Here is a 6,390-nt window from a genome sequence, read left to right on the forward strand (position 1 = left end):
GCCCTTAAAGGCTGGTCAACAGATTTAAATTCTTGCGATATAGTGCTTGTAGTTACAAGCACTATACTGTAGTATTTCCAAAGGAATTTTCTTCAACTTTTCAATATTTTTTCAGGTCATTCATGTCAAGAATCGAAGAATTTCGTTCTTTTATGCACGAAATAAATGCTGATGCGTTTATGTTACACACAAAAGATGAATATTTAAATGAATATTCAGACGAGTTAACCAAGTTATGTGGCTTCACAGGAACAAATGGGCTACTTATTGTCACAAAAAACAACAAGTGCCCATTTTTTACTGATGGACGCTATATCACACAAGCTCGCAATCAGCTCGATCAGGGCAATTTTCAAGTATATAATATACAAGAAGAGGATTCATGCGGATGGGTAAAAGCAAACTTAACATCGACTACCTCACTAGGTTATCATTTGCAATATTTTACCGTAAAAGAGATAAGAAAATATGAAGATATTTGTAAATTAGCACCCTATTCAATTGAAAAAGAAAGTAATCGTAGAGAACAAAAGATAGTTCCACATACAGATGAATATTCCGGTGAAAGTAGTAAGAGCAAATGTGAAAAAGTAGCTAAAAGCATAGATAAAGAAGCCGAAGCAGTGCTTCTGACTGATCCAAATTCAATTTCATGGTTATTAAATTTAAGAAATGAAAATGCTAAATATACCCCATGTATATTGGGTCGTGCTATATTGTATAAAGACGGTAGTGTTGATTTATTTGTTCAAGATAAAGAACATTCGACTGTACAAGTAAATTTAGATAACCATGTAGATATTTTTGATATTAGTAAGCTAGAGAGTTCACTGTGTAAGCTAAATTCGATAATGATAGATCCAAGCACAACTCCAATGAGTATTATGACTGTAATACAAAATAAGCAGATAGTTGAAAGAGAGGATCCTTGTCTAATTCATAAAGCAGTGAAGAACCAAGTTGAAATAACCGGGGCTATAAACGCACACATCAGAGATGGAATAGCGATTACGAATTTTCTATATTGGCTTGAAAATAATACCGGTACAGAACTTGAAGCCGAAGAAAAGATTTTAGAATATAGAAAAGAGCAGAATTTGTTTAAGCAATCAAGTTTTCCAACAATTTCTGCATTCAATGAAAATGGAGCAATAATTCATTACCGTGCAAGTAGTAAGACGAATAAAATAATTCGGAAAGGTGGTCTGTATTTGACTGATTCTGGTGGCCAATATCTTGACGGTACAACCGATGTCACAAGAACTATAGCAATTGGCGATCCAACCAATGAACAAATAGTCCACTATACGGTAGTATTGAAAGCTCATATTGCTGTAGCAAGTGCCATCTTTCCTCATGGCACTACTGGTGGAGAATTGGATATCTTGGCACGTACTCACTTATGGAAATTTGGAATAGATTACATGCATGGTACAGGGCATGGAGTAGGAAGTTATTTATCAGTGCATGAAGGACCGCAAGCAATATCAAGAGGAAATAAAGTGAAACTCATGCCAGGAATGATACTTTCCAACGAGCCTGGTTATTACATTCCAGAAAAGTATGGAATAAGAATTGAAAATCTGATGTATGTTAACAAGCAAGAAAACGGCTTCTTAAACTTTAAACAATTGACCTCTGTTCCATACGATAGAAAACTAATAGATGTGCAAATGCTTACTAAAGATGAGATTGAATGGATAAATAGATATCATCTGTTTATTTGTAAAAACTTAGAAAATAATATCAAAGATAAGGGATGGTTAGAGAAAGTATGTGCTCCTTTGTAAGCAAATTGTTTGTTGTTTAATAAAGTATTAACAGGGTTGCGATGGGTATTTTATACATTGTTTTTAATTAAAAACAATGTATAATAGAAAATACGTGTTTTAAGTATAGGTGTAATTATGACAGATAAAGTGCAAGAAGATGAGTTTATGAAGCAGTATATGGATACTTGCAAAGAGCAAATAGAAAAATTAGCCAAGGATCCTGAGTTACTTAACCAGACCTTAAAGCCGTTTATGCAAATGTCTCAGCAGTTCATGGCTGGCGGTATGTTAGATGGGTCTATACCTGATATGATACCTAATTCAGGTAGTATGGATGTTAATAAGATGATTACTCAGATGAAGGGGATGATTGACTACATAAAGGGTAATTACAAGGAGCTTATGAAAAAGGATAGCTTGCAGATTCAAGAGCTTGATGAGTCCAGCAAAAAATTGAGAGGCTTGGTCAAGAAATTGATAGAAAAAATTGAAAATAATAAATAGTAAAGTTGAAGTTGTCAGTAGCGTAGCAACATGGAACCCCAGGTTAGGCCTGCACCTATTGCAATCAGTAGTCCCAGGCTTCCTGGTTTTATTTTTGATTTTTGTACTACATGGTCAAGTGCTAGTGGAATTGATGCTGCTGAGGTGTTTGCATGTTGATCAACTGTATTAATCACTTTTTCTATAGGGAAATCTAATTTCTTCACCACTGCTTCAATAATACGAATGTTTGCTTGGTGAGGGACTAACCAGTCAATATCAGTAATTCTCAAATCATGACATCTTAGTGTTTCCTTTACTGAGGCTGTCAGCTTCTCTACTGCATGCTTGAACACTTCTCTTCCATTCATACATATTTTTCCAGAATTACCAGTTGAGGATATCCCCCCATTTGTACATAATATATCTATGTTACCATCAGAATATAAGTTGGTTGATATTATACCTCTTGTGAAGTTTTCTGTTATTTTATTACAGTACGCTGCAGATTTCATTATTACTGCACCGGCACCATCACCAAACAATACACAAGTTGACCTGTCTCCCCAATCAACAATTCTGGACATTATTTCAGCACCTACAACCAGTGCATATTTAATTCTATTGTTAGATTTTATAAATGAATCAGCAATCGTAACTGCATATATAAAACCAGAGCATGCTGCTTGCACATCAAAAGCAAAAGCGTTTTTACATTTTAGCTTATTTTGCACAATAGTTGCACAGCTAGGAAAAGTTTTATCAGGTGTTGTTGTTGCTACTATAATTAAATCAATTTCATTCACTGAAATTTTAGCCTTTTCCATAGCATTGTTTGCTGCATTAACAGCTAGATCTGACGTTAATTCTCTTTCGTCTGCTATATGCCTTTGAGTTATCCCTGTTCTCTGTATAATCCATTCATCACTTGTTTCGACCATTGATACAATTTCGTCGTTACTCAACGTCTTTTTTGGTAGGTAAGATCCAGTGCTTAATATAAAACTTTTATTCAACCTGACTGACCTCGCTAATTATCTTCTGGTTTAAGTCTTCATTAATGGCATTTACTGCAGATTTTATTGCATGGGCAAAAGAAATAGCATCAGAATTTCCATGGCTTTTAATAACTATACCATTTAGCCCCAAAAACATAGCTCCATTTCTAACTTTAGGATTAAAACGCGCTAGCACTCTATTTAGCTTGGGCTTCAATAACAAGCCAACAAGCATTTTTGCTACCCATGAGCTTAATACTTCTTGCTTCATTAGGTTCGTCAAAGTCCTAGTAGTTGCCTCAAGTGTTTTAAGCATTACATTGCCAACAAAACCATCAGCAACAATCACATCTATATTACCTTCTAAAAACTCACTTGCTTCTATATACCCTCTAAAATTAATATCTTGAGCATTCTTGAGTAACTCAAAAGCTCCTCGTACTGAGTCACTGCCTTTAATTTCTTCTGTACCAATATTCAGTAAAGCAACTTCAGGATTATCAATTTTTAATGCTACTTTTGCAAATACACTGCCCATCAATGCAAATTGAAATAATGAGTCAGCATTACAATCAACATTTGCACCAAGGTCAAGCAATACAAAGCTTTTTGCCTTACTTGGCAAGGCAGATACAATAGCAGGACGATAAATGTTCGGCAATGTTCCCAAAATAAATCTAGAAATTGCCATCAATGCCCCGGTGTTACCAGAGGACACTACTCCAGAAGCCTTACCTTTTTTCACTGCTTCAATTGCTACTTTCATACTTGAGTTCTTACGATGCCTCAACGCAAAAGAGGGCTTATCACCTGCAAGAACATTATCAGAGCAGTGAATAAATTCGGAGTTATCGCTTACCTTTCTATATTTTGAAAGCAAAGGAGATATTTGTTTCTGATCTCCATAAATATGGAAAAAAACTTTAATGCCTGGATCAACAAGGTTATCCAAAAAAAGACTAGCACCGTGAATCACTGAGAGAGGTGCAAAATCACCTCCCATAGCATCAAGTGCAATGACTATATTATTGTTAACCGTGGGTAACATATCATGATAGTTATTCTGCCTGTTGTTTGATAAAAACCCGTTTTCCTTTGTAGCTGCCGTCAACTGCTATATTGTGAGGCAACATAAACTCTCCAGTTGTTGTACATACCACAATGTTCTTAGGCTCAATGGCATGGTGAGAACGATGCATATTACGCCTTGATTTTGACTTTTTTCTTTTTGGAACTGCCAAGACTTCCTCCGTTGTTAACATATAATAAAGACTTTTTATTAGTAACATGTTTTTTACAAGAAGTAAACAGCGATAGTAAAATAAGTAAGGTATGTAATTGATCCCTGTAAGGTTCAAACTGAAGTGTCTTAATCAAAGTATATTGAACTTAGAACATACTTCAGCTATACTCTACGGTAGAGTTAACAAAAATTTTAATAAAATAAGTAAAACTAATTTTTAGCTAAGATAAATGTAAAGTGAGCTCTTTTGATATAAATGGTATTAGAATAATCGGTAGGTGCTTTATCAATCTTTTGTTGAGACTTGGTAGCGCATTTACATTTTTTATTCAGTCTTTATATCACTGCTTCGTGCCACCATATTATTTAGGTAACGTAGCAAGGCAGATCATAGAAATAGGCTTTTTCTCTTTGCCAATTGTTGGACTTACGGGAGTCTTTATAGGAGCAGTGATAGTTTTGCAAAGCAGTTTGAGTGGTACGTTGATTAATCCAGAACAGATAATACCCAAACTTGTTACGGTCACCATCATTAAAGAGTTAGGGCCAGTTTTAATCAGCTTAATAATGGTAGGAAAAGTTGGATCGTCAATTGCAGCAGAAATTGGCACAATGCGTATCACCGAACAAATAGATGCACTTACAACCTTGAACATTAACCCTTTCAAATACTTAATTGCACCAAGGATTTTAGCGTCAGTTGTAGTATTCCCTATGCTTACAATATGTGCAGATCTAATAGGAATGTTTGGGGGATATATCACTGCAGTTTTCGAATTTAACCATAATATGAATATATACGTAAAATATACAGTTCAGTTCTTTAATATGCATAATTTTATTACTGGGCTAGTAAAAGCAACTGCTTTTGGCGCCATAATTTCCATTTCAAGTTGCTATTACGGTTACTACTGTAGAGAAGGTGCACGAGGAGTAGGTGTTGCTACAACATCAACTGTTGTTTTATCGTCCATATTGATCATCTTAGCAAACTACTTGATTACTTTGATACATGCATAGCCCCATAATATCAGTATCGGACTTAAGCTTATCCTTTGATGATAAACCGATATTAAACGACATAAGTTTTGATATATCAAAGGGAGAATCATTAGTCATACTTGGTGGTTCAGGAAGTGGCAAATCTGTATTAACAAAAATAATTATCGGTTTGCTTGCGCCAGACTCAGGGTCCATTAGAATAAATAGCAAAAGTAAAAATAAATTTGGGGTCTTATTTCAAAATTCAGCTCTATTTGACTACGTTACAGTATGGGAAAACATATCTTTTAATTATAAAAAACGCTTCAATATTAGCAAAAAAGAAGCAAGACTATTAGCAATCAAAAAGTTAAATGACGTTGGGCTGGAGGAGAACATAGCAGACATGTTTCCGATAGAGCTATCAGGTGGAATGAAGAAAAGGGTAGCACTTGCAAGAGCAATTGCACATAATCCGGAGATTATTATACTGGATGAGCCAACTTCAGGCTTAGATCCAATTATGTCAGATATAGTAAACGAGATAATAATAAAATTGTCTAAAGACCTTAGCCCCACCATTATTACGATTACACATGATATTCACAGTGCATTTAAAATAGCTGATAAAATAGCAGTATTATACGAAGGAAACATCATCTCCCATGGAACTGTTCAAGAAATACAAAATACTAAAAATGAATATGTAAGGAAATTTATTCATTATATGTAGCAACAGGCTCGCAAACAAAATTATGAGTACTGAACAGCTTAACATAAAAATTGACAAAGTTGAATTTTTAAGATGTACTAAAAGAGTTTTAGGGTATAGTGGTGATGAAGCAGATAAAGAAACGTTTATATCAAACTATAATGCCACCACTGGTAGGGCTGTCCTTTATAGCAGGAGCTC

Annotated in this window: 7 protein-coding genes; 4 read left to right on the plus strand and 3 right to left on the minus strand. The window is 34.8% G+C overall.

Going from position 1 to position 6,390, the window contains the following annotated elements:
• Positions 1-122: 122 nt before the first annotated feature.
• Positions 123-1,790: an aminopeptidase P family protein gene (locus tag HET73_RS05480; protein ID WP_174133062.1), complete on the plus strand. Its 1,668-nt coding sequence runs from the start codon at positions 123-125 to the stop codon at positions 1,788-1,790.
• A 117-nt stretch (positions 1,791-1,907) separates the two neighbouring features.
• Positions 1,908-2,276, plus strand: coding sequence for a hypothetical protein (locus tag HET73_RS05485; RefSeq protein ID WP_174133063.1), 369 nt, complete (start codon positions 1,908-1,910; stop codon positions 2,274-2,276).
• 14 nt (positions 2,277-2,290) lie between these two features.
• Here the strand turns inward: HET73_RS05485 and HET73_RS05490 are convergent, their stop codons facing one another.
• Genes HET73_RS05490 through rpmF form a run of 3 tightly spaced genes read right to left on the minus strand, consistent with a single transcriptional unit; the run spans position 2,291 to position 4,494 of the window.
• Complete coding sequence (locus HET73_RS05490; protein WP_174133064.1) at positions 2,291-3,271, minus strand: beta-ketoacyl-ACP synthase III; 981 nt, start codon at positions 3,269-3,271, stop codon at positions 2,291-2,293.
• The gene (gene plsX, locus HET73_RS05495) at positions 3,264-4,301 is read right to left on the minus strand and encodes a phosphate acyltransferase PlsX (protein ID WP_174133068.1); all 1,038 of its coding nucleotides are present in this window, start codon (positions 4,299-4,301) and stop codon (positions 3,264-3,266) included. The genes HET73_RS05490 and plsX overlap by 8 nt, the downstream gene beginning before the upstream one ends.
• A 10-nt stretch (positions 4,302-4,311) precedes the next feature.
• Positions 4,312-4,494 carry a 50S ribosomal protein L32 gene (gene rpmF / locus HET73_RS05500; RefSeq protein ID WP_174133065.1) on the minus strand — a complete coding sequence of 61 codons (183 nt, stop codon included), beginning with the start codon at positions 4,492-4,494 and terminating at the stop codon, positions 4,312-4,314.
• Between the two features lie 239 nt (positions 4,495-4,733).
• On the opposite strand from rpmF, the gene HET73_RS05505 reads away from it, so the two are divergent.
• Positions 4,734-5,516 carry an MlaE family lipid ABC transporter permease subunit gene (locus HET73_RS05505; RefSeq protein WP_174133066.1) on the plus strand — a complete coding sequence of 261 codons (783 nt, stop codon included), beginning with the start codon at positions 4,734-4,736 and terminating at the stop codon, positions 5,514-5,516.
• On the plus strand, positions 5,509-6,210 hold the full coding sequence (locus HET73_RS05510; RefSeq protein WP_174133067.1) for an ABC transporter ATP-binding protein: 702 nt from the start codon (positions 5,509-5,511) through the stop codon (positions 6,208-6,210). Before HET73_RS05505 ends, HET73_RS05510 begins: the two co-directional genes overlap by 8 nt.
• Positions 6,211-6,390 lie beyond the last annotated feature (180 nt).

The organism is Wolbachia endosymbiont of Atemnus politus, from assembly GCF_013309895.1.

Coding starts and splice junctions, on each gene's coding strand:
- HET73_RS05510 (WP_174133067.1), top strand. CDS start 5,509: ATGCATAGCCCCATAATATCAGTATCGGACTTAAGCTTATCCTTTGAT.
- HET73_RS05485 (WP_174133063.1), top strand. CDS start 1,908: ATGACAGATAAAGTGCAAGAAGATGAGTTTATGAAGCAGTATATGGAT.
- plsX (WP_174133068.1), bottom strand. CDS start 4,301: ATGTTACCCACGGTTAACAATAATATAGTCATTGCACTTGATGCTATG.
- HET73_RS05480 (WP_174133062.1), top strand. CDS start 123: ATGTCAAGAATCGAAGAATTTCGTTCTTTTATGCACGAAATAAATGCT.